We start from the raw sequence: 22235 nt of genomic DNA, 5'->3' as shown, positions 1-22235 counted from the left end.
ATTGCTTGCGCTCCACATCTTGCCCACGTAACGTGTCGATCACGCTACTCAACGTCAAAGATGTCTCGGGGGCGAGTGATGCTGATCCACACGGTGCTCGACATGGCCCAGGCCGTGCCCGTCCCGAACCCGGAACCGATCGCGCCGCCCGGCCTGGAAAAGCCGATCAACACGATCCTCGGCTGGGGCAAGTGGGGCGTCATCGTCTCCGGCGTCGCCGGTCTGCTCATCTGCGGCGCGCAGATGGCCATCGGCCGCAAGAACCGCTCCTCATTCGCGGCCGACGGGGCCTCCGGCATCCCCTGGGTGCTCGGCGGGCTCAGCCTGGCCGCCACCGCATCCGGCATCGTCGGAATGTTCCTCGGATGAGGGCCGCGACCCTGGCTGCGGCAGCCGTATTGCTCGCCGGGTGTTCTCACACTGCCTCGACTCCGGCGCCGACGGCCCCGCTCACCTGGCAGGACTTCCACGGCGTACGGCTCCCGTTGTCCAGCGCGGATGGACCCCACACGCTGAAGAACGACCATGCCGAGGGCTTCGCCCGCACCCGGCAGGGAGCGCTGCTCGCCGCGCTGCACATCGCGGTACGCGCGAACGCCCAATGGGGACCAGACGTCTTCGAGTCCACCATCACACGACAGGTCACCGGCTCCGACGCCGCTCAGCTCCTCGACAAGACGCGCCAGCAGTACGAGGAAAGCCGCCGCGAAGCCGGCCTCCCGGCGGGGAGTCCGCTCGGGCAGGCCTACGTGACCGAGGAGGCGTACCGCTGGGAGAGCTACACCCCGGACGCGGCAACGGTGGACATCGTCAGCGCCGGGCCCTCGGCCGCTGGGACGACCGTACGCGCCTCGACCCGCGTCCAGCTCATCTGGCGCGACGGCGACTGGCGCGTGATCGCCCCACTCGGTGGCGACTGGGGCAACGCGGCATCCGAGCTCAAGCAGCTCGACGGCTACACCATGTTCGAGGAGTGACCGATCATGCCGTGCTCCTCCCTGATCTCTCCCGTCTGCGTCGTCGGCGAACAGGTGGCGGGGCAACTCGCCGCCGGAGCCGCCAACGGCGTACTCGGTGAAATCGCCAAGTCCATCCAGGACGCCGTCGCGTGGGTGGTCGGCAACACCGTCTCATGGTGGGTGAAGATCCCCTCACCTGATCTCGCCACGGAATCCGCCGTGGACCGCATCCGCCAGTGGACGCTCCCGATCACCGCGGCGGTGGCCGTACTCGGCCTGATCAGCGCCGGCGCGAAGATGGCGCTGACCCGCAAGGCGAGCCCGCTCGTCGACGCTGGCTCCGGTCTGGTCGTCCTCACGGCGACCTCGACGGTCGGCGTGCTCACCGCCTCGATGCTCGTAAGTGCCGGCGACTCGTGGTCGAGCTGGGTGCTCGACTCCGCCGCCCAGGGCGACTTCGGCAAGCGCCTCACCACCGTGCTCGGCCTGAGCGCGGCAGCTCCCGGGGTCGTGGTCGTACTCGGCATCATCGCGATCCTTGTCGCCGCACTGCAGGCCGTACTCATGCTGTTCCGGGAAGCGGCGCTCATCATCCTCGCCGGACTGCTGCCCCTCGCCGCATCCGGTTCGATGACCACGCTGACCAAGCCCTGGTTCCGTAAGGTCACCGGCTGGATGCTGGCACTCATCTTCTACAAGCCCGCCGCTGCCGCCGTGTACGCGACCACGTTCACGATGATCGGCGACGGCAAGGACCCGCGAACCACCCTCATGGGGTTCGCGATGATGCTCATGTCACTGATCGCGATGCCGGTGCTGATGAAGTTCTTCACCTGGACGACCGGCTCCCTCGCAGCAGCGGGCAGCGGCGGCGGCATCCTCGGCGCGAGCGTCGCCGGAGCGGTGGCCGTCGGCGCGTTCCGCACGGCGGCCCCGGCGCAGGCGGCGGACGCGAACGCGCACGCGAGCTTCCTGGCGAGCCAGCTCGGCGGCGAGAAAGCGACGCGCGGTGCCGCGCCCACTCCGCCTCCAGGCGACTCCCGGAGTACGGCGAGCGGCAGTGGCGCGACACCGGCGGCCGGCGCTACGGCGAGCCCGAGCACGACAACCGGAACCACCGCCGCGACCAGCGCCAAGGCAGGCGGGAGCGCAGCAGCGGCGGGAAGCGCGGCCGGACCTGCGGGTGCCGCCGCCGTCACCGTGGTGAACGGCCTGGCCACCGGCGCGCGCAAGGCCGCGGCCACGATGCGAGAGGACCGGACATCATGACGGAGGTCCGCACGTACGGCGGCTGGCGCAGGCGGCGCGGCCTCGGCCTGCTCGGCCTGGGCACGACGGGTACGCTCATCCTGCTGGGAGCAGTCGCGACCCTGATCCTGACCGTCTCGATCGATCCTCGGATAACCCTCTACGCCGGGCCGCCCGCGATCCTCGCCGGAGCGCTCGTCCTGCTTCGTGTGGGTGGCACGCCGGTCGGGCACCTCATCCTCCGCCAGATCCGCTGGTCGTACGGCAAAGCGCGCGGCCACACGACGTACCAGTCAGGTGCGATCGTCGCGCACCCGCGCGCGTTCCGGCTCCCAGGAGTGCTGGCCACCACGCAGCTCCTGTCGGCCGACGACGGGTTCGGCCAGCACTACGGCGTCGTCTGGGACCGCCGCACCGGCCTGTTCACCGCGACGCTGAAGGTCGTCCCGGCGTCCACCTGGCTGGCGGAGCGGAGCGATGCGGACACCTGGGTCGCCAACTGGGGCGGCTGGCTCGCCTCGCTCGGCCACCTGCCCGCGGTCCGGTGGGTGACCGTCACCATCTACACCGCGCCCGAGTCAGGGTCCACACTGTCCGACACCGTCGGCCAGGCCCTCTCCCCCGGCGCTCCCGCCGCCGCAGTCCGCCTCATCGAGCAGCTCGTCGAGACCGCGCCGAGAACCGCCGCCGACGTGAACACCTACGTCAGCGTGACCTTCGACCCGACCCGCTCCCCCACCTCCGTCAACGACCTCACCTCCGCGATCGGCGAGCTGAGCCGCACCCTGGACGGCCTGGCCTCCGCGCTCGGCGCCTGCGGCGTGACAGTAACCGGACGAGCGACCGCCACCGAACTGGCCAGGGTCATCCGCTGCGCCTTCGACCCCGCCGCCCGTGCCGACGCCGTACGGGCTGAAGACCTGACCTGGGCGGACGCCGGTCCGATCGGAGCCGAAGAGCACATGGACCACTACCGGCACGACAGCGGTGTCAGCGTGAGCTGGGCCTGGCATGAGCCGCCCCGGCAGAACGTCCCCGCCGACGTGCTCAGCCGCCTGGTCGCCCCCGGTCCGTTCCCCAAGCGGGTGAGTGTGCAGTACCGGCCGCTACCAGCCGCCGAGGCCACCCGTGTCCTGGAGGACGAGGTCAACGCCGCCGCGTTCCGCGAGCACTACCGCCGCAGGACCGGCCGGGACGAGACCGCCCGTGACGCCTTCGACCAGGCACGGGCCCGGCAGGCCGCCGCCGAGGAGGCCACCGGAGCCGGGGTCACGCTGGTCACCCTCTACGTCACGACCACGGTCACCAACCTCGGCGACCTGCCCCGCGCGGTCTCGGCGACCGAAGCGGCCGCCGAGGGATCGCGTATCCGCCTGCGCCGCCTGTGGGCCGGGCAGTCCGCCGGGTTCGCGACCACGCTGCCCTGCGGCGTGTGCCCCGCCGAGCTGGCGAGGAGGTCATCATGACGTCGTCGCGTGGCTGGCGGGAGCCGTACGGCGGGCGCGCGGTGCACGTCGAGGCAGGAGCGGAGTTCCAGGCGACCACGACGCAGGTCTGCGGACTGTTCCCGTTCGTCGCCGGTTCGGGCTCGCCCGCCGTCGGCACCCCGATCGGCCGCCACCAGCTCTTCGGCGAGGTCGTCTGCCTCGATCCCCTGACCTGGCTGCGCGCAGGTCTGGTCACCAACCCGGGCGTCTTCGTGCTCGGCCAGCCCGGCACCGGCAAGTCCACGTTCGTCAAGCGGCTGATCACCGGCTCGATCGCCTTCGGCTCGACCGCGCTCATCCTCGGCGACACCAAGCCGGACTACACGATGCTCGTCGAGCATGTCGGCGGGCAGGTCATCCGGGTCGGGCGCGGGCTCGACCGGATCAACCCACTGGACACCGGCCCGCTCAGCGCCGCCGTGCGCAACCTGCGCGGAGCCGAGGCCGAGCGGACCCGCTGGGAGGTCCGCGGTCGGCGGCTCTCCCTGCTCATGGCCCTCTGCACGCTGGTACGGGAGGCCCCGGTCAGCAACGCCGAGGAGGTCATCCTCGGCCGCGCGATCGACCTGCTCGACGAGCGCCTGGCCGAACCGACGATCCCCGACGTGCTCGCCGTACTGGAAGAAGGACCAGAGGCTATCCGCTCGGCCGCACGCGCGGAGCAGCCGGAGCGATATCGCGACCGCGTCAGCGACCTGGTCTTCACCCTGGAACTGCTGTGCACCGGCTCGCTCGCGGGCGTCTTCGACGGGCCGACCACGTGCCCGATCGACCTCGACGCGCCCGCCGTCTCCGTTGATATCTCCCGCGTCGGCGCAGCCGGCGACAAACTGCTCACCGCCGCGATGCTGTGCACCTGGGCGTACGGCTTCGCCATGGTCGACGGAGCGGCGGGCGGGCCACGACGCTCCTACCTCGGAGTAATGGACGAGCTGTGGCGAGCTCTGCGCGGAGCACCCGGCCTGGTCGAGTACGCCGACAGCCTGACCCGGCTCAACCGCGCCAAGGGCATGGCGTCCATCATGATCACTCATTCGCTGGCCGACCTCGACGCGCTCCGTACCGAGGAGGATCGGGCCAAGGCGCGCGGCTTCATCGATCGGAGCGCCATCACCGTTCTGGCCGGACTGCCACCGCGCGAGCTGGCTCGGGTCAGCGAGATCACCCGGCTGACCCGGCCCGAGCAGGAGTTGGTGGCCTCGTGGTCCGCGCCGGACTCCTGGCAGGCCGGAGCCCGACACCCAGGACGTGGCAAGTACCTCATCAAGACCGGCGACCGGCTCGGCATCCCGGTCGAGCTGTCGCTCGTGGGCATCGAGCGCGAGCTCTACGACACCGACCAGGCGATCCGGTGACCCGCGCGATCGGACCGCGCGCCGGCTTGCATGGGGCGACCGGTGGCTGGGCGCTTCTGCTCGCCTGTTGGGGCGTCATCGGTTTTTTCTGGCTGATCTGGATGGCGGCCTGGATCGGGAGTCGTCTGTTCGGCGGCCGGGTGAGCGACTTCGGTTTCGCGTTTGTCTCCGACGTGGTCGCCGGCCGCACGGCTGCCGCATGGCCCGGAACCCCGACCGCCGCCGTGGTGGTCGTCTCCGTACTGCTGGTCTCGCTGGCGGTGGCCGCGGTCGTGGGCGGCTGGTGGCTGATCGTTCGGTGCCTTCCCGATCCCGGCGACCCGGTCGCCGCACTGGCCGACAATCCGGGTCTGGCTTCGTTGCGACCAGAGGCCGCGGCCCTCAAGGCGCGTGAGCTGCGCCGTACGCTGACGGGCGCGCCGGCTCCGGGAGACATCGGTCTCGCGCTCGGCGACCTGATGCGGGGCGGCCCCACGCTGTACGCCTCGTGGGAGGACACGATCGTCGCCTTCATGGCGCCGCGGTCGGGAAAGACGACCTGCCTGAGCATCCCGTACGTGCTGTCGGCTCCGGGCCCGGTCATCGCGACGTCCAACAAGGCGGACCTGTGGGCGGCGACCGCCGTACTGCGCGCCGAGCGTGGGACGACGTGGCTGTTCGACCCGCAGCGCATCACCTACCAGGAGCAGGCCTGGTGGTGGGATCCGCTCCGCGATCTCCGCAATGTGGAGGACGCGCACCGGCTGGCCGGGCACTTCGTGCTCACCGTCGACGACGGCCAGAAGCGCGACCTGTGGGGACCGGCGGCTCAGGACCTGCTCTGCACGCTGTTCCTCGCCGCCGCCACCTCCGGGCGTACGCTCCGCGACGTCGCCAGGTGGCTGGACGCGCCGGCCGTACCGACCCCGGTCGAGTTGCTGGACGCGGCTGGGTTCGCGCTGCTCGCGTCGTCGCTGCGCGGTGCGCAGAACGGAGCGGTGGAGACGCGGGACGGCATCTACCAGACCGCGCGCACGGCGACCAAGGCCCTGCGCGACGAAGCGATCATCTCCTGGGTGACACCGTCGTCGCTCCCGAGCCTCGACCTGTCCGGCCTGGCCTGCGGAAGCGACACCTTGTACTTGCTGTCGAAGTCCCGGTCGGCGGCGGCTCCACTGATCGCCGCGCTGACCGACGCGGCGATGCGCGCGGCGGAGCGGCGGGCCGAGCGGATGGGCGGGCGACTCGACCCACCGATGGTGGTCTCGCTGGACGAGGCGGCCAACATCTGCCGCATCGCCGACCTGCCCGAGCTGTACAGCCACCTCGGCTCCCGGGGCATCGTGCCGGTGACCATCCTCCAGTCGTACGAGCAGGGCGTCACGGTGTGGGGCGAAGCGGGCATGGCCGCCCTGTGGGGCGCCGCTACCTGCAAGGTCATCGGAGCCGGAGTGGACTCCCCTCGCCTCGCTCGCGACCTCGCCACTCTCGTCGGCCAGCACGACGTACCGGTGCGTTCGGTCTCGTACGGCGACGGGCGCGCCTCCGAGCAGGTCTCGCTGCGGCGGCAGGACATCCTCGAACCGGCCGCGATCCGCGCCTTGACGCCAGGTACGGCGCTGCTGCTGGCCACCGGCGGCCGTCCGGCCCTGATCTCGCTTTTGCCCTGGTATCGAAGCCGCGACGCGGCGCGCATCCAGGCCTGCCGGGACTCGCTCGAACAGTTGATCATGGAAGGTGCGGGCAGATGAACGAACCGATGTACGGCTCGGTGGAGGAGTGGGTGACCGAGCGGTTCGTGCCGATGTACCGGCGGACGCTCGGCGGCGAATTCAGATGGTGTGCCCAATGGTGGAAGCACGCCGAAGCGATCTCGCGCCTCACCGCGCTCTGGCACGCCTGGGAGACGCTGCGACTGGAACCCGGCACCGGGATGGGCGTCTGGTATCGCGACCACCTCGACCACCAGCTCCCGATCCTGCTCGGCGCACGCGGCCCCTTCTACCAGTGCAGTGAGGACGAGCACCTCGAACCGCACCTGGCCACCGTCGAACCCGCCCCTCCGGGATGGTGGTCGGTGCCTGCGGAGGTCCCGTCCAGTGACGGCTTGTCCACAATCGGCTGATCGTCCACAGAACCGCGTTCTGCGACAGGTACAGGCGGTGAACGCCGCCAGCATCATCAGCAGCGGAAGGAGAGAGACGTGCTCAACCACTACTACGACGGCCTCGGCACCCTGCGTTACGCGGACCGCTCGTCGGTCACCGCCGCGGCGGCGGACACGTTCGCCATCATCGCCGCAACCCTGAAAGCGAAGGAGGACAGCTGCCCACCCGAGCTGCACGCCTGCTACGCGTATGCGGGGCAAGAAGCCATCGAGGGGCTTGCCGAACTCACCGCGCAGATCGATGAACGAGACGTACCCAGCCTCATCGCCACGTGGACCGAGCAGTTGGAGATCGAGGACGACGGCAGCCATCACGCCGACCTCGACGGGGTCAACAGACTCGCTGCTCTGACGTGCGAACTGCTGCTTGACGTCGTCAAGCGGTACCCCGAGCCAGCCGCGAAGCTCGCCCTGCTCAACGCCGCGGCGAACGCAGGCCGGATCCGGGACCTGACGGCGGCATGACCGTCACCTTCGGCGACCTCATCGACGGCGCCCATACCCACATGGAAATCGCCGATCTGCATGCACGTAGCGAGGTCGACGTGACCGTCTCCACAGGCGTCTTCAACGCCGCCCAGTCGCTCACCGCGACGCTGACGCGCTGCGCCCGCGACTTCGCCCGGTCCGATGAGGTCGCGCGTCCGATCCGCGAAGCCTCTCACCTGCTCGCCCGGTGGGAGCCGAACCACGCGGCCTCCTCGCACCCGCTCCCGATGCATCTATCGGCCGCTGCAACCGCCTGGGGCGCCGCCGGAGACGTGCTTGCCACGCACTTCAGCGCGGACGGGACCGGTGCACGCTCCGACTGGACCACCGTCATCGCCAGTCAGCAGGTCCGAGACCGGCTCGTGCGCGACGTGGCCGGTCATGCACTGGCGCTGTCGGCCATCCTGGACCGTACGGCTCTCGCCCACGCCGCCGACGTCCGCTTCGCATCAGGGCTGCTCCGCGCACCCGTTCTCATCGCGGCATCCACGCTGGACGGCTCAGCGGCTTTGCGAGAGATTCCGCTCAATCGCCCGGCCATCGTCCAGCCGCTCCCGCACCAGCCAGAGACGCCCGACGAGCTGCGGGCGGGCATCACCGCCGACACCGATGCGCTGCGCGCCCTCTGCCACCTCGACGCCGGCAGCGAGCCTGGCCCGCGGGAGTGGCAGCGTACGGCTCTCGCCGCCTCGGTCATCACCCACATCGGGACGAGGCTTCTCACCGAGCTCACTCGCCGCGCCTACGAGCTGAACCCGGATCGTAAGCACAGCCTGGGGAAGGCACTGCAGCGCGCCACCAACGGCATCGACGGCATGCACGCCATGTGGAAGGGCGTACGGCAAGCCTGGGAGGGACACCTTCCCTCCAAGACCGCCAACGGGTCAACGCGCCAGCAACACCTGGACCAGGTGGTCGTACGCCTCGGGCGGCTGCTCTACGCCGATTCGATGTGGACTCCCGCTCGACGCAACGCCATGCCGATGAAGACGCCCGAAGTGATCGCACCAACCACGAGGGACATGGTGCCGGCCCTCCGATCCGTACTGCGCGTCTTCGACGCGCTCACCGTCATCGCCGAACACGACCGGCGCGACGTCACCCGCGCCATGCGAACCGAGCGGCTGCCCCAAGATCTGGTGCAATCCTATGGATGGCTGACCTCATCAAGAGTCCGCGCCTCCTGGGCACTTGGCGAAGCCCTCTTCCACGCCGCCGATCCCAGCCAGCGGCCTGCACTGTGGCAAGAAGTCGATCTGTTGGAGATGCGCCGCGACCCGGCCACCTACTCCCGGCAAACCCTCCGGGAACGCGAAGGCGCCCGACTATGGCTCAGGTGGCTGAGCACCCGCGACGCCGTATCCGAATCTCGCCTCGACCTCTCCATCGCCCCGGCCATGGCCCCCGCCACTACCTCGGCCAGGTCATCGTCCATCGGACGAGACACGAGCCGTGCTCCGGGAAGTCGGCCAGGTTGACGCGCGGTGAGACCGGCTCGCCATGGAACCCAGACGCCGCCTTGGCGGAGAACGTCAGATCCTCGTACTACGGGCGATGCGGTACAGCACGTTCGGACGCAGTGGCCCCTCGGGCTCGGTGGGGTCGTCGAAGTCGTCGGCCGGGTCCCGGGTCATGCCGATCCGGCGCATCACCGCCTGGGAACGGAGATTGGTGGCTGTTGTGACAGCGAGGATCTCGGGAAGTTCAAGGGTGTCGAAGCCGTGGGCCAGGACTGTCAGCGCGGCCTCGGTCGCGTAGCCGTGCCCCCAGGCCGAGCGGGCGAGCCGCCAGCCGATCTCCACTCCTGTGAACGGCATGCCGTCATCCACCTGGTCCAAGCCCGCGAAGCCGATGAACTCGCGCGTGGCCTGCACCTCAACCGCCCACCACCCGTAGCCTCGCTGATCGAACTCGGCCTGGAACAGAGCCACGGAAGCATCGCTCTGCTCGCGGGTCAGCAGGTCGCCCAAGTGCTGCCGAACCTCAGGATCGGCATTCATCGCCGCCCACGGTTCAAGGTCAGAGTCGCGCCATCGACGGAGGGTAAGGCGATCGGTACGCAGTTCAGCCACGCGGTCCAGCCAACCTGAGCCATGCACCCCGAAGCAATCCCTGTTCTTTAGGGCGACACCGCCACGCAGAAGGCACCTGCACGTTCGCTCCCCGGCTGACGAGGCGACCACCGACCCGGCGAACCTATGCGGTCACTAACACTAGGTTGTCGGTGAGGCACCGGCTTGGGGGTGGTGAATCCACCAACCCGGCCCCCACCTGAGCACCTTCCCGTACAAGGTCAGGATGAGCCCGCTCTCGAAGTCACCGGCGGGGATCCTGACGTCGCGCACCAGCGGATCCTCATCGGCCGAGTACTCGTAACGCCCGACTCCGGGCACGTACGCGGCCTGGCTCTCGGCGAAGCAGTCGAAGAACACCCACCCGTCCGAGCCCGCCGAGGCGTAGCACAGCACCCGCTTTCCGATGACCAGGCTCGGCCTACCGTAGGCCGCCTCCACCTCACCGCGCCGCACGTCCCGTCCATCGAACCGATCCCGCACCTGGCCGATCAGCTCGCCCCACTCCGGCGCCTCAAGCGTCCGGTCGACGGTGAGGTAGCCGAGCCGGTGAAAACGCTCGGCGAAGACGGACGCGACCTCATCCACGCAACTGTGCTCCGTTCCGAAGCGAGCGTCGAAGGGCCCCTGCACGCCTACCTGGCCATACCTACGCAGTTCTTCCCTGACGTCCTCGTACTCCTGATCACGTTCGTCGAGGAAACAGAGATTCCCCAGGAGCGTCCGGGCGACGGTCTCCATCTCACGGCCGCAAGCGCGGCCCACATGCCCGGCCTCGTCATCACCTTCGGCAGCTCATCCAGCCACCGCCGCCGCAGATCGTCCACCGTACGCACCCGCCCATACTAATGATCAAGGACGCCCGGACGCGTTCTCTCGGGGGCGGAAAACCCGGTTGTGCGATGCACGTACGTGGCGGTTCCATAAGTGGTCCCCGCCGGAATTCCCTCGGGGGTTGACGGCTCGGCCCTGGTCGTACATCGATGATCAGGAGTCGGTGCTGGCGACGTAGAGGTCGCAGACCAGGTCCAAGGCTTCCTGTGGACTACCGGTGAACCAGATCGCGGCTTCATAGCCGCCGGTGCTGGGGGCGTGGATGGCCAGCCCCCAGTGGTGGGCCAAGCCGCCGTAGCGCAGCCGCATCAGCGGAAGCCGCTCTCTGTCAGCGAGTTCACCCTCGACGTAGCCGAACTGGCCGTGGTAGCACACATGTATCCCGGTCAGTTGCGGCCAGCGCTGCTTGGCGTGCAGCGCGAGTCGCTGGGCCAGGGAGGTCTCGGTGGAGGCGGGGATGGCGGGCATGACCGCTATCGTGCCAGCGTGTCCAGTTCCTTGCCCGCTCGGCGTGTCGTTCGCCCATAATCGGCGGGTTACCGGGCAAAGTCGACGGGTCATCGTGACGATCCACCGTAGAAAGCCCCCCGGTTGCCCGTCTGCCGCGCCCGCCCGATCACCCTGACCGCCTCCGAACGGCGGTGGCTCAAACAGATCGCCTACTCCCACACCGCCCCCTGCCAGCAGGTCATCCGCGTACGGATCGTCCTGGACGCCGGCCACCGCTACTCCAATGCTGAAATCGCCCGGCGGCGCGGGGTAACCGTGGACACGGTCCGACTCTGGCGAGGCCGCTACAACAGCGGCGACGGGCTCAAAAGCCTGGCTGATCGGCCCCGCTCCGGCCGGCCGTCGACGTTCATCCCGGTTCAACGCGCCGAGATCAAGGCCCTGGCCTGCCAGCTACCCGACGAGACCGGAGTGTGAACCGCTCCGGCTTTCGTGGAGGCCCCGAAGCCAGCATCATCTGCTGGCGGAAGGGAGAATCACGACACGATGCCAGCCCCCAGGAAATACCCCCACGAGCAACTGGCCGCCGAGAGCGTCCTCCCCAGCCGACCTCGAGGACCTGATGGCCCGGATCGAGCGCCACGAACAGAAAGAGTTCAACTCCCAGCAGCACAATCACTGCGAGCGACAGCCTGACGTACTCAACGTTGCTGCTTAACCCCCGAGGGATTTACGGACGCGACCACTTAGTGGCCTGCTCGGGCCATAAATAGAAATGCATGGCACGCGGCGCGGCCCGAGGGGATGATCCGGTCATGCCCCAGACTTCGTCCGAGCCTCGCCCCCTGCTCGTCCACACCACCGCCGGAACGCTGCGCGGCAGCCAGGAGAACGGTGTGGCCGTCTTCCGCGGCATCCCGTTCGCCGAACCGCCCGTAGGTGCGCTCCGTTTCGCCGCGCCGCGGCCCGTGCAGGGCTGGGAGGGCGTGCGGCCCGCCCTGGACTTCGGCCCGCCACCCCCGCAGGCCATGGGTGCGGCACAGGACACGCAGGGCGACGACTGGCTGACGGTCAACGTCTGGACGCCCGAGCCGGACCCGGGTGCGGGGCGTGCCGTGATGGTGTGGATCCACGGCGGCGCCTACATGATCGGCACGTCCGGCCTCCCCGAGTACGACGGCTCCCGTCTCGCCGGGGAAGGCGACGTCGTCGTGGTGACCTTCAACTACCGCGTCGGGATGGAGGGTTTTGCGCAGATCGAGGGGGCGCCCGCCAACCGGGGGCTGCTCGATCAGGTCGCGGCTCTGGAGTGGGTGCGCGACAACATCCTGGCCTTCGGCGGCGACCCCGGCCGCGTCACCGTCTTCGGCGAGTCGGCGGGCGCCGGTTCCGTCGCCGCGCTGCTGGCGATGCCCAGTGCGACCGGGCTCTTTCGCAGAGCCGTCGCACAGAGCGTGCCGGGCACGTTCTTCACGCCGGAACTCGCCGCCGACATCGCCTCCGTGTGTGCGTCCGAGGTGGGCCTGCAGCCCACGGCCGCCGAGCTGTCCTCGGTGGACCCGCTTGTGCTGGCCGCTGCCGGGTACGCGGTCACCGCGCGCCTGCCCGAGTTGGTGGAGCGTTGGGGCCCGGTCGCGTACCGGTCGATCACGTTCGCGCCCGTGGTCGAGGGGCACTCCCTGCCGGTAACGCCCTGGGAGGCGCTGGCCGGTGGCGCGGGCAGGGGCATCGATCTCCTCGTCGGGCACACGCGCGACGAGCATCGCCTGCTGAGCCTGCTCGACGGCCTGCTCGGGCAGGTGACGCGAGAGCAGGCGGAACAGGCCCTGCGGATCCTCGCCCCGGGCCCGGACGGCGCGCGCTGCTACCGCGAGGGCTTTCCCGGCGCGGGCCCCAACGAGCTGCACGAAGTGGTCAACTCGGACTGGCTGTTCCGCATGCCGAGCCTCCACCTCGCCCAGGCGCACCACGACGCCGGCGGCCGGGCGCACGTCTACGAGCTGACCTGGCCCGCCCCGGGCATGGGCGGCATCCTCGGCGCCTGTCATGGCCTCGACGTACCGCTTGTCTTCGGCAACCTGGACCGCGGGCAGCCCGCCGCTCTGATCGGCGACGGCCCGTCCCCCGAGGCGGAAGCGTTGTCGGCACAGATGCGTGCCGCATGGACGCAGTTCGCCGTCGACGGCGACCCCGGGTGGCCCGCGTACGACTCGGAACAGCGCCTGGCGCAGGTCTACGACGCGCAGCCGAAGGTCGCCCCCTACCCGGAGGAGACCTCACGGCTCGTGTGGCAGCACCACACCTTCGCCCCGTTGATGCCCCTCAGCTCATGACCAAACGCCAGGCACACCATCGGCTCCGGAGTCAACCCCCGAAGGACTTCCGGAGCCGACCACTAAGGCGATCAATCCGATGGAAGACCGGTTCGCGGGAGGAAGAACATGCTGTCCGCCCATGGCATGCCGCTGGAGAGCCTTTCCCGGGTGAGAGGCTCACGTGACTGGCGTTGCCGTCATATCCCGCTGTCCTAGACAGGCAGCCGGAGCAGCGAGCTTTTGAGTTCGACCCAGCCCCGGAGTTCGTCAGCCAGGACGGTGGAGGTGATGGCAGGCACGCAGGGCTGGACGACGTGAATCTGGTTGCGCAGGCGGCGGGAAAGCCGAATGCCGGTCGGGTCGAGAGGCCGATCAGTGCACAGGCGTGCGGCATTCGCCAGAGTCGTTGTGGCCGCCAGCCAATGCTCTATCGCCTCATCCATCGTCGGCAGCCCATCCGCCACGCTCACGTTCCGAGCCTCAGCGAGCGCAGTGATCAGGTTGACGGCCGCCTCGTCCGCAGCGTCGACACCCCGCTCGGCCGCATGACGATCGAGAAGGATGCCGAGGCGCCGCCACCGCGCGTTCTCCGCAGTGGTCCCTCCAATACGCCGAGCGACCACGCTTCGAAGACAGGTCCACCAGTCGGTTCGCGAGGGCTCCGCATCAGGTTCGCGCTTGTCCAGCCAGGCGGCCAGTTCCGGTTCGGACAGAGTCAGCACGTGGACGGCGTAGCTCTTGAACGCCTGCTCACGTCCCTGAAAGGACAGCCACTCATGCGGGCCTCCTGGTCCGAGCATCGTGAGTACGGTCCCCGGCAGTTCGTCACACTCGTCAGGGTCCGACACCGCGACGAGTCCCATCCTCGATGAGGGCTCCCAGTACTCGACGCAGCCCTCGTTGTAGGAGGGGCGCTCCTGGAGCGTGAACCCACGCGCCTGTACGGCATCGTGCAGTTCACCGAGGTCAAGCCGGGGCCGGAAACAGCCGTAGCCGTCCACGAGGGCGGTCTCGACCTGGTTGCCACTGGTAAGCCATGGCAGCCGGTGGGCCTGGGCTCCGAAGTAGGTGACCGCCCACTCGTCCTGTGGGCGGTCCCGCCACCAGCCGAACTCGACCAGACCGAAGTCGGAGAGCATCCCCGACGGCGCCTCGAATGTGTGGCCGTGCCCGAGTGCCTCCTCAACGTCTGCGAGTTCGCTGGTGTGGTCAACGCCCAGCACCGTACCCGTGATCATCAGATCGACGAAGAAGTCGAGGTCACCCACCGGTGCATTGTCCGGTTCACAACCTACGAACGCATCCGAATATCGACTGAATCCCCCGGGTTCGGTGGAGGCTCTGATGCGACCCGAGCTACATGAAGTCGCCTGGGCTGCGTCTCGGATTTGCGCGCACGCACGGGCTCGTAGTTCCGGTCAGGTGACCCCGCGGTCGAAGGCCCTGGCGAGCCATTCCTGGCGGACGCCGGTCAGCTCGGCGCCGAAGGTCTCCATCGAGGCGCCGTACGGCACGCAAGCTCCGCCGGACTGGCCGGGAAGGAGATGGCGGCCGTGGACGAGCCGCCCGCCGAGGACGCCGAGGGCGGCGTGGGCCTTGATGGACTCGATGCGGAGGTCCCCCTTGAACCAGGTGCCGACCCTGTCCAGCATGTTGGCCTCTTCCTCAGACAGGTCGAAGACGACGCTCGTGACGGCAGAGAGGAACCAGCACGGGCCGACGTTGGAGATGTGCCCGTCAAGTTCGACCTTGTTCAGGGCCATGAAGGTCGCGGCCTCGCGGAGCATCCGCAGGTGGTCGGTGGTGACGTGGGGCAGGCCGAGGGCGGGCAGGTGCTCGTCGCGGAAGAGGTAGTCGTAGACGTCCCAGGCGGTGGACAGCACGAGTCCGGCGTCGGAGGTCGAGAATCCGTACGTCTTCACGAAGTCCAGCGCGAGCTGCTCGACGGCCGTCTCGAAGGTCTCCTCGGAGGGCAGGAGTTCGCTGCTGACGATCCGCCAGTCACACAGCAGCCAGGTGGAGGTCTCGAAGCGGAAGAAGTATTTCTCCGGCTCGATCTCGATGGCGGTGCCGTTCACGGTGATGCCGGGGATGCGGTTCCAGCGCGGGTCGAATGCGACCGGCAGCTCCACGCCGAACCCGGTGCGCGCTTGGGTGTTCGGGGACATTGCTCGTACTCCTTCGCGTGGTGATGGGGGTGAAAGGGGAGCTATCGGGCCTGGCCCAGCAGCAGGTGCTGCCAGAGCCGTTCGGCTTTCGCGGCAATGAGCCAGGGGCCCTCGTGGACGACCGGACCATCAGGTCCTCGGACGGTGCGGCGGATGAACGTCAGGCCGCCGGCCTGGCACAGCTCGTAGATCGTCGCCTTGCACTCGCAGGTGTGCTCGTGAACGCGGACACGAGTGCAGCGCGGAGTCGGCTGGAGCCAGTGGATCTCGTCACGTTCCCTCTGCAAGGGAGCGACATGGACGCCGTGGAATGGCGGTGGAAGATCCGTCTCTCCCGGGGCGACGCGTACGCCGTCACGGATGCGTACCGGCTCGGGTGTCTCCGTCTCGTGAAGAATCATGGCGACTCACTGACGGCACGACCGCCTATCGGCCCCGGGCGGGCCACCTCGCCCGTCCCCCGCCCCACCTCGGCGAGGACGTTCTCGACATGGTCTGCGGCATCGGACACATCCGTGACCGAGGCGATCCGTGCCGGCCAGGGAAACCAGTAGTTCAGCTCCCCGGCCTGGTCCGGAGCGACCAGCACGTTCTCCGAGAGGACGGGGGCCTCGGGATTGATGACGAGAAGGTGCGGCGGACGCCCCTCAGGGATGCGAACCCGTACGGCGAACCGCCGGGCCTCCAGTTCCGACGCGAGGGTCTTCAGGGCTCGATCTATGGCTCTCGGATCGGGAAGATCTCGGTTCATGCGGTGACCGTAGGTCCACCCGCGGAGCGCGAACCCAAGCAGCGGTTGGGGGTGCCGGCTACGCGATCACGCGGGCTCGCACGGCCAGATCCAGCAACGTGGGGGAAGGCCGACGGCTCGCCTCGATCATCTCAACGATCGTCTGCTTGGCCGGCGGGCTGAACATGAGCGTTTCCACCGAATACGTCTCGGACAGCCGAAGTGATGCCAGGGCTCCATCGGAGTCCCTGTGCCGCAACTGGCCGCGGGCAAGGTCGAGCAGGTGCTGTGCCCGCCGGTTGGAGGAGGGAATCGTAGAAATCTCTATGGCCTTGGCCCGGTCGACCGCCGCCCCCGAACGCCCCGTCTCCACCTCGATGGCGACGGCGTAGATGCCCACGTTCGCCTGGCCGAACATCGTCAAGGGGTTGTGGTGGGCGGGCCCGAGCGCGGTCGCCGCGTCATTGGCCCGATCCCAATGCCGCCACGCGTCCGCGGGTCGCCGGCTCTTCGCATGGGCCATCGCCGTGAACAGCTGCAGGGAGCCCCACACTGACAAGGCGGCCTTCGACGAGGGAAGTTCCGGTTCCAGATGGTGCGCGGCGCTTTCCGCTACGTCTCGTGCTTCTTCGATCTCGCTACGGCCCAGGGCCGCCATGGTGGACGTCCACGCGGAGAGCGCCATCAACACGCGATTGTCCGTCTCGTCGGCCGCCAGCAACGCCCGATCCGCCGCTCGCGCCGCGAGCTCCGGCTCACCGACGCAGTAGAGAAAACGCTGGGCCAGCTGAAACGCCTCGGCCAGAATGGCCCACGTCTTCCGGCGTTCCGTGGGTTCCGCCGTTCGGTGCAGGGCCAGCGCGTCGGTGAGTAGCCCGGGTGCTACCCCGCCCAGCGCCGTGTACGGCCGCGCGGACACGTGCCACATCGACCAGGCCATGGTCAGGCGATGCCGTATGCCCTCGATCTTGGCGGGTGTCTCGCTGATCGTCTCAATCGGATAGATAGGCGTGGAGATCACCTTGCGAATGGCGGGAACGGCCTCATGCCGGAGCCGGTTGCCGTCGCTGACCACGCACGTCATCCCCTGGAGACGTTCTTCGACGATGAGCCCGAGGTCCCGCACTCCGAGTACACCCGCCAGGCTGACCAAGGTGGAGAGCTTGTCCAGCCGTTGCTCGCCTCTCTCCACCTGCCGGAGCCACTCTTCGGTTCGCCCGCACAGTTCGGCGCACGCTCGGAGCCCGAGCCCCTTGCGTAGCCGCAGCGCTCGAACGCGCTGCCCGACGCGCCGGTCCAGCCCGCGGTCTTCTATCGGCTCAGTCGCCATGGCACGACCTCACACCTGGGACGTAGTGTTCGCCTCAGAACACGTCAGATTCACCCGATAGTCAACGGATCGTAGCTCTCGGTAAGCGTCAGAGGACGGAGATCGGCGACATATGGCGAAGCCCGTGCTGTACGTGATCGCATGTGGTGGTCGTCCCGCAGGGGACCTGCCCACCCTCGTGGAGCACGCCCAGGCGGATCAATGGACGGTCTGCGTGGTCACGACGCCTTCGGGCACGAAGTTCATCGACGCCGAGCGTCTCCAAGAGGCCACCGGCTTCCCGGTACGCAGCGACTACAAGCGCCCCGAGGAACCCGACGTATTGCCTCCGCCCGACGCCATCGCCGTCGTACCGGCGACCTTCAACACCATCAACAAGTGGGCCCAGGGCATCAGCGACACCCTGGCACTCGGGCTGCTGAACGAGGCCATCGGACTCGGACTGCCGATCGTGGCTGTCCCCTGGCCCAACCAAGCGCTCGCACGCCACCCCGCCTTCTCCACGAGCATTGCCGTACTGCGCCGCTGCGGCGTGTCGATCATCTTCGACCCCGATCGGCTCCCCGCGCCCAACTCCGGCGCGCCCGGCGCAGCCACCTTCCCTTGGCAGGACCTGCACAAGGAACTCCACAAGATTCGCCTCGGTCTATAGCCTCGACCATCCATCCCGAAGGCAATTAAGCCAGGAATTATTCGCGTGATGCATCCCGGTCGAGCCACTTTCGGATGTCCTAATTCACGATCTCGTTGACCTCGGGCGATGAGCCGATCTTTGATAGTCATCGGCGTCTTCCGCTGCCCGGAATTGAGCGGCGGCGCCGCATGTGCCACCACATTCTCGGCGTACCGGGCGAGAGTGTGCCCGGGATGGTCGTGCTCACAGGAAGAGGTCGGATGGCCCTCGAACCCCGATTCCGTCGGGTCGCGGCGCTGCATCGCCGTTTCGTCAACCGCGAGGACCAGCGGGCGATCTTCGATGAGGAGCTCGGCAAGGTCGGCCACGGCCCGCGGGTCCTGAACGTCACCGGTGTGGGCGGGATCGGAAAGTCGCGCCTGCTGCGGGAGTTCGAGCAGCGCGCGCAGGACACCTGCATGGTGGCCACGCTGGACCTCCAGGTCCCGGCACACCGCCAGCAGGAGGACGCTCTGGCCGTGCTCCGCATGCAACTCGGCCGCCAGGGCGTACGGTTCGACCGATACGACATCGCGTACGCGGTGCTGTGGCAGCGGCTGCACCCGCACCTCGGGCTGACCAGGCGAGAGCTTCCCTTCGTCGAGTCCAGCGAGGTCCTCACGGAGGTGCTCGACACCGCCGCCGGGGTCCCGGTGTTCGCCACCGCGGTAGGCCTGGTCAAGCTGCTGGACCGAGGAGCTGACGCGCGCAAGCGACGGCGTCACCTGCGGACCGACGAGACGCTGAGCCAGCTCGACCAGCTTCCCGGCGCGGATCTGGTCGACGCGGTCACCTACCTGTTCGCTGAAGATTTGCGCGCCGGCCGCAAGGGCAGGCCGTACCTCATCGTGATCGACGCCTACGACGCGCTCGGCCAGGCGGCCTCCGATGTGTGGCTGCGGGATCTGGTGGCCCAGCTCGACCGCGGCCTCGTCGTCGTGGCCAGCCGGGAGCCGCTGCCCTGGCAGCAGTACGCCTCCGACTGGGGAGACATCATCCGTGAGCTCCCTTTGGAAGGGCTTCCGATGGAAGCCCGGATGGAACTGCTGACTGACGGCGGCGTCACCGATCCCCACATGCGAGAGGTCATCGCACAGGCGAGCATCGGCGTGCCCTTCTATCTGCATCTCGCGGTCGACAGCGAGAGCAAAAGGCAGGTGGTCTCTCAGGACGAGATCATGCAGCGCTTCCTGCAACACGTCGACCCGGACGAGCGCCGCTATCTGGAGCTGCTGGGCATCGCGCGCACCTTCGACTTCGAGCTGTTCAACCGGCTGGCCCAGGCCTTCCATCTTCCTGCCGGTCAGATCGCCTGGGAGAGGCTGACGTCGTACTCCTTCGTCTATCCGGCGCCGGAGGACCGTCACCAGTTGCACCAGCTCATGGCCAGTGTCCTGCGGGTACGGCTGTCGCCGACGGTCACCCGGGAGACCCACCGGGTCCTGCATGACCTGTGGAGCGAGCGCGCTCATGAGAGCGATGCCCCGACGGCGCTGCGGGAGGCGGCCTACCACGGCCTCGGCGCAGGGGTCCTGTCCAGCGACCGGCTACTCGACTACGCCGACCAGATCGCCGACTTAGGCGGTTCCCAAGGGGTGTCCGGCCTGGTCAGCGATCTCAAGGAGTTCCTCGATCAGGGCGACCCCGACGATCTTCTGGATCAGACCGCGCGGTGCCTGGCCGCCGAGGCGGCGGTGCTGCTGGGAGACGCGGAGAAGATCAACGAGTTGACGCCGGACAGATCGTGGTCACTGACCACGCGTGCCGGCGCACGTCTTGCCGTAGCGGCAGGTCACGGTCGTCGCATCGGCGGAGCCACCTCCGAGGCGTTGAACATCTACGCGACCGTTTGGGAAGGTCGCGACGGCCCCGAGCGCTATCCCGCAGGTCTGTGGAGCGCGGACCTCCACATGGCCCAGGGCAGGTTCCGCAGGGCGTTCCACCTGGCCGACGAGGTGATCGCGGACAGCCCTACCGACGCCCATGTTCTCCGAGGAGACCTGGCACGACTGCTGCACCTGGCATCGCGCTTCAGTTATGACTTCGAGCGGGCAGAACGGCACCTCCGTGACGCGGAGCTGCGCTATCGGCAGGCGGGAACGGTCGTCGGCGCAGCCCTGATCAAGACCAACCGGGCCGAACTACTCGCCTGGACCGACCCGTTCTCCGCCATCACGGTGGCGCAGGAAGCGATCGAGGCCAACACCGACCTGGGCGCCCTGCACGAGGCCGGCAAAGCCTTCACCGCCCTCGGCCAGGCGCAACTGGCGCTCGGACGCTTCGATCACGCGCATACGTCGCTCGACCATGCATGCCGGGCTTTGGAAACGGCAGGCTACAGATCCGGACGGGCCAGAGCCGAACTGATCCGGGCCAGCCTCCACACTCGACTGGATCAAGCCGACGCGGCGGTCAGCTCACTCCGCTGGGCCGTAGAGGAACTGGTGGCCGTCGAGGTCTACCCGACCTTGCTCATCGTGGCCGAATACCTGCTCGACATACTCGGACACCAGGATGAGGCGGTCAGCCTGGCAGCCCAGGAAGCCCGAGCCTCCATCGAGGCAATGGACTCTCTGGACATGCTGGAGACCCGGATGAAGCATCACTTGCGGGGGCTGCTCACGTGATGAATGACCTCTATAACACCGCTGTCCAGGCCAGGAACGGGGCCAGCGGCTTCTACAACGACAACATCAGGGTTGAGACCGCAACCGGGCCGGTCATCGTTCGCATCCCGATCGCCGGAGCGGACAGCATGGATCTTCGAATCTGGCCCGAGCAGGATGTCCTGGCCGCCATCGCTCCGCATGTCGCCCATGTTCCGAAGCTGCTGCACGTCTCGCCCGAACCGCCTTTCCAGGTGCACGAGTTCATCGCCGGAGACGTCCTCGACGACATCGCCCCACGTGGTAGCCGCGTCCCACCTGCCGTATTGCGTGACGTGGTCAAGCTGTTCGCCCAGCTCGCCGAGGTCCCGCTGGAGCGGCTGCCGGGGTTGCCACCGTCGTGGCCGGCCGATGCCGACACACCCGCGTTCGCGAGACAGCTGTCCGACGTGACGGAACGGGTCTACGACACCTTTCGCCAGCCCTATCGCTCGTTGTTCGCCGCGCTTGGCATCCCTGACGACCCGTTGGCCCCGGTGCTCGCGCGTTGGTCGGAACTCACGCCACGGCCGTTCGTGCTGGTCCACGCAGACGTCCACCGCAAGAACATGATCCTTCGCGACGGACATGTGGTTTTCCTCGATTGGGAACTCGCCCTGTGGGGCGACCCCGTCTACGAGCTCGCCGTCCACTTCCACAAGATGAGCTACTACGACGACGAGCGCCAGGCCGTGCTCGACGGCTGGGTGAGCGCCATGCCGCCACGATATACGCAGGGCTGGGAACGTGACCTCGACATCTACCTGGCACACGAGCGCGTGAAGTCGGCCATCGTCGACACCGTGCGGTACACCCAGCTCATCGCAGGGAAACGACTCAGCCCAGCCGAAGAGCACCACCTAATCGGCAAGCTCACCGGCAAGCTCAACGCGGCCGGAGAAGTCTGGCACTGGACCAAGCCCGTCAGCACTGTCCACGTCGAAGCCCTTATCCGGCCGGAAGAAAGAATCTGAGAGGGCGTCCGAAAAGCGTAGTTCATGATTGATTGTCGGTTACGCGTCTCGCCAGGTTGGAGTGGTTTCTGTCGGACAGGTCAGCGGCGGTGCCGATGCCGAGCTTCGCGGCGACCGCGTTGATCGCGTTGATCGCGGCCCACTCGGTCGGGTGGTCCGGGCGGACCTCGGCGACGATCCGCACCGTGCGCTTACGCAGCTCTGCGGGATAGGGGGACTTGGCTGCCATGACTCGATCCTCTCAAGGAAGATGATCGCGTCGAAGATGTGGCGCAAGATGGTGGGTGGGTCGGCGACGTTGATGCCGGCTTGTGCGCGGGCCTGCAGTCGCGCGGCGCGCCAGGCGGATAGGGTCGGCTC

The 22235-nt window shown here is 68.3% G+C and carries 24 protein-coding genes; 15 read left to right on the top strand and 9 right to left on the bottom strand.

The genetic code is table 11. The features are described 5' to 3' along the window. The first annotated feature begins 78 nt into the window (after window positions 1-78). The 9 genes from AB0I59_RS20705 to AB0I59_RS20665 all read left to right on the top strand — a co-directional run bounded on the left by AB0I59_RS20705 (window position 79) and on the right by AB0I59_RS20665 (window position 9162). Window positions 79-369, top strand: a complete 291-nt coding sequence (locus tag AB0I59_RS20705; protein WP_285705294.1) for a hypothetical protein — start codon at window positions 79-81, stop codon at window positions 367-369. Beyond that, a complete protein-coding gene (locus AB0I59_RS20700) occupies window positions 366-977 on the top strand; it encodes a DUF8175 domain-containg protein (RefSeq protein ID WP_358134989.1) in 612 nt (203 codons plus the stop codon). The genes AB0I59_RS20705 and AB0I59_RS20700 overlap by 4 nt, the downstream gene beginning before the upstream one ends. Window positions 978-983: 6 nt before the next feature. Next, window positions 984-2228, top strand: a complete 1245-nt coding sequence (locus AB0I59_RS20695; protein WP_061259747.1) for a hypothetical protein — start codon at window positions 984-986, stop codon at window positions 2226-2228. Further along, the gene (locus AB0I59_RS20690) at window positions 2225-3673 is read left to right on the top strand and encodes an SCO6880 family protein (protein ID WP_061259748.1); all 1449 of its coding nucleotides are present in this window, start codon (window positions 2225-2227) and stop codon (window positions 3671-3673) included. The genes AB0I59_RS20695 and AB0I59_RS20690 overlap by 4 nt, the downstream gene beginning before the upstream one ends. Beyond that, complete coding sequence (locus tag AB0I59_RS20685; RefSeq protein WP_358134985.1) at window positions 3670-5049, top strand: putative type IV secretion/conjugal transfer ATPase; 1380 nt, start codon at window positions 3670-3672, stop codon at window positions 5047-5049. The genes AB0I59_RS20690 and AB0I59_RS20685 overlap by 4 nt, the downstream gene beginning before the upstream one ends. A gap of 101 nt (window positions 5050-5150) precedes the next feature. After that, the gene (locus AB0I59_RS20680; protein ID WP_358134982.1) at window positions 5151-6779 is read left to right on the top strand and encodes a type IV secretory system conjugative DNA transfer family protein; all 1629 of its coding nucleotides are present in this window, start codon (window positions 5151-5153) and stop codon (window positions 6777-6779) included. Next, a complete protein-coding gene (locus AB0I59_RS20675) occupies window positions 6776-7153 on the top strand; it encodes a DUF4913 domain-containing protein (RefSeq protein WP_082777437.1) in 378 nt (125 codons plus the stop codon). Before AB0I59_RS20680 ends, AB0I59_RS20675 begins: the two co-directional genes overlap by 4 nt. Before the next feature lie 78 nt (window positions 7154-7231). Further along, the gene (locus AB0I59_RS20670; RefSeq protein ID WP_061259751.1) at window positions 7232-7660 is read left to right on the top strand and encodes a hypothetical protein; all 429 of its coding nucleotides are present in this window, start codon (window positions 7232-7234) and stop codon (window positions 7658-7660) included. Then, entirely contained in the window at window positions 7657-9162 is a 1506-nt protein-coding gene (locus AB0I59_RS20665) for a hypothetical protein (RefSeq protein WP_061259752.1), read from the top strand. The genes AB0I59_RS20670 and AB0I59_RS20665 overlap by 4 nt, the downstream gene beginning before the upstream one ends. A 54-nt stretch (window positions 9163-9216) precedes the next feature. Here AB0I59_RS20665 and AB0I59_RS20660 read toward each other — a convergent pair whose 3' ends face one another. Then, window positions 9217-9756, bottom strand: a complete 540-nt coding sequence (locus AB0I59_RS20660; protein ID WP_061259753.1) for a GNAT family N-acetyltransferase — start codon at window positions 9754-9756, stop codon at window positions 9217-9219. Between the two features lie 141 nt (window positions 9757-9897). Continuing rightward, window positions 9898-10344: a hypothetical protein gene (locus AB0I59_RS20655; protein ID WP_358134977.1), complete on the bottom strand. Its 447-nt coding sequence runs from the start codon at window positions 10342-10344 to the stop codon at window positions 9898-9900. A 6-nt stretch (window positions 10345-10350) separates the two neighbouring features. Between AB0I59_RS20655 and AB0I59_RS20650 the strand changes: the two genes are divergently transcribed. Further along, window positions 10351-10605, top strand: a complete 255-nt coding sequence (locus AB0I59_RS20650) for a hypothetical protein (RefSeq protein ID WP_358134974.1) — start codon at window positions 10351-10353, stop codon at window positions 10603-10605. 138 nt (window positions 10606-10743) lie between these two features. Here AB0I59_RS20650 and AB0I59_RS20645 read toward each other — a convergent pair whose 3' ends face one another. Next, entirely contained in the window at window positions 10744-11058 is a 315-nt protein-coding gene (locus AB0I59_RS20645) for a hypothetical protein (RefSeq protein WP_061259755.1), read from the bottom strand. Between the two features lie 123 nt (window positions 11059-11181). Here AB0I59_RS20645 and AB0I59_RS20640 point away from each other — a divergent pair, with 123 nt between their 5' ends. Beyond that, window positions 11182-11517, top strand: a complete 336-nt coding sequence (locus AB0I59_RS20640; RefSeq protein WP_061259756.1) for a helix-turn-helix domain-containing protein — start codon at window positions 11182-11184, stop codon at window positions 11515-11517. Between the two features lie 338 nt (window positions 11518-11855). Beyond that, window positions 11856-13373 (top strand): carboxylesterase/lipase family protein, encoded by a 1518-nt coding sequence (locus AB0I59_RS20635; protein WP_061259757.1) that lies wholly within the window; start codon window positions 11856-11858, stop codon window positions 13371-13373. A 194-nt stretch (window positions 13374-13567) separates the two neighbouring features. On the opposite strand, the gene AB0I59_RS20630 is transcribed toward AB0I59_RS20635, so the two are convergent. The 5 genes from AB0I59_RS20630 to AB0I59_RS20610 all read right to left on the bottom strand — a co-directional run bounded on the left by AB0I59_RS20630 (window position 13568) and on the right by AB0I59_RS20610 (window position 17583). Next, complete coding sequence (locus AB0I59_RS20630; protein ID WP_061259758.1) at window positions 13568-14623, bottom strand: hypothetical protein; 1056 nt, start codon at window positions 14621-14623, stop codon at window positions 13568-13570. A 150-nt stretch (window positions 14624-14773) separates the two neighbouring features. Continuing rightward, entirely contained in the window at window positions 14774-15523 is a 750-nt protein-coding gene (locus tag AB0I59_RS20625; protein WP_061259759.1) for a hypothetical protein, read from the bottom strand. Between the two features lie 41 nt (window positions 15524-15564). Further along, window positions 15565-15924, bottom strand: a complete 360-nt coding sequence (locus AB0I59_RS20620; protein ID WP_358134969.1) for a hypothetical protein — start codon at window positions 15922-15924, stop codon at window positions 15565-15567. After that, window positions 15921-16274: a hypothetical protein gene (locus AB0I59_RS20615; RefSeq protein WP_061259760.1), complete on the bottom strand. Its 354-nt coding sequence runs from the start codon at window positions 16272-16274 to the stop codon at window positions 15921-15923. The genes AB0I59_RS20620 and AB0I59_RS20615 overlap by 4 nt, the downstream gene beginning before the upstream one ends. A gap of 58 nt (window positions 16275-16332) precedes the next feature. Then, on the bottom strand, window positions 16333-17583 hold the full coding sequence (locus AB0I59_RS20610) for a helix-turn-helix domain-containing protein (RefSeq protein WP_061259761.1): 1251 nt from the start codon (window positions 17581-17583) through the stop codon (window positions 16333-16335). 112 nt (window positions 17584-17695) lie between these two features. Between AB0I59_RS20610 and AB0I59_RS20605 the strand changes: the two genes are divergently transcribed. From AB0I59_RS20605 to AB0I59_RS20595, 3 genes are all read left to right on the top strand, one after another. Further along, a complete protein-coding gene (locus tag AB0I59_RS20605) occupies window positions 17696-18235 on the top strand; it encodes a flavoprotein (RefSeq protein ID WP_061259762.1) in 540 nt (179 codons plus the stop codon). A gap of 95 nt (window positions 18236-18330) precedes the next feature. Then, window positions 18331-20883 (top strand): tetratricopeptide repeat protein, encoded by a 2553-nt coding sequence (locus AB0I59_RS20600; protein WP_358134964.1) that lies wholly within the window; start codon window positions 18331-18333, stop codon window positions 20881-20883. Then, complete coding sequence (locus AB0I59_RS20595) at window positions 20883-21875, top strand: phosphotransferase family protein (RefSeq protein ID WP_061259764.1); 993 nt, start codon at window positions 20883-20885, stop codon at window positions 21873-21875. The genes AB0I59_RS20600 and AB0I59_RS20595 overlap by 1 nt, the downstream gene beginning before the upstream one ends. Window positions 21876-21897: 22 nt before the next feature. Here the strand turns inward: AB0I59_RS20595 and AB0I59_RS20590 are convergent, their stop codons facing one another. Next, window positions 21898-22104, bottom strand: coding sequence for a hypothetical protein (locus AB0I59_RS20590; protein WP_082777438.1), 207 nt, complete (start codon window positions 22102-22104; stop codon window positions 21898-21900). Window positions 22105-22235: the final 131 nt, after the last annotated feature.

The sequence above is a fragment of the Microtetraspora glauca genome, assembly GCF_040656155.1.
In the GTDB taxonomy this organism is placed as follows: domain Bacteria; phylum Actinomycetota; class Actinomycetes; order Streptosporangiales; family Streptosporangiaceae; genus Microtetraspora; species Microtetraspora glauca.
Note: the sequence above shows the minus strand (reverse complement) of the source record. Positions and strands in the feature narration are given on the sequence as shown.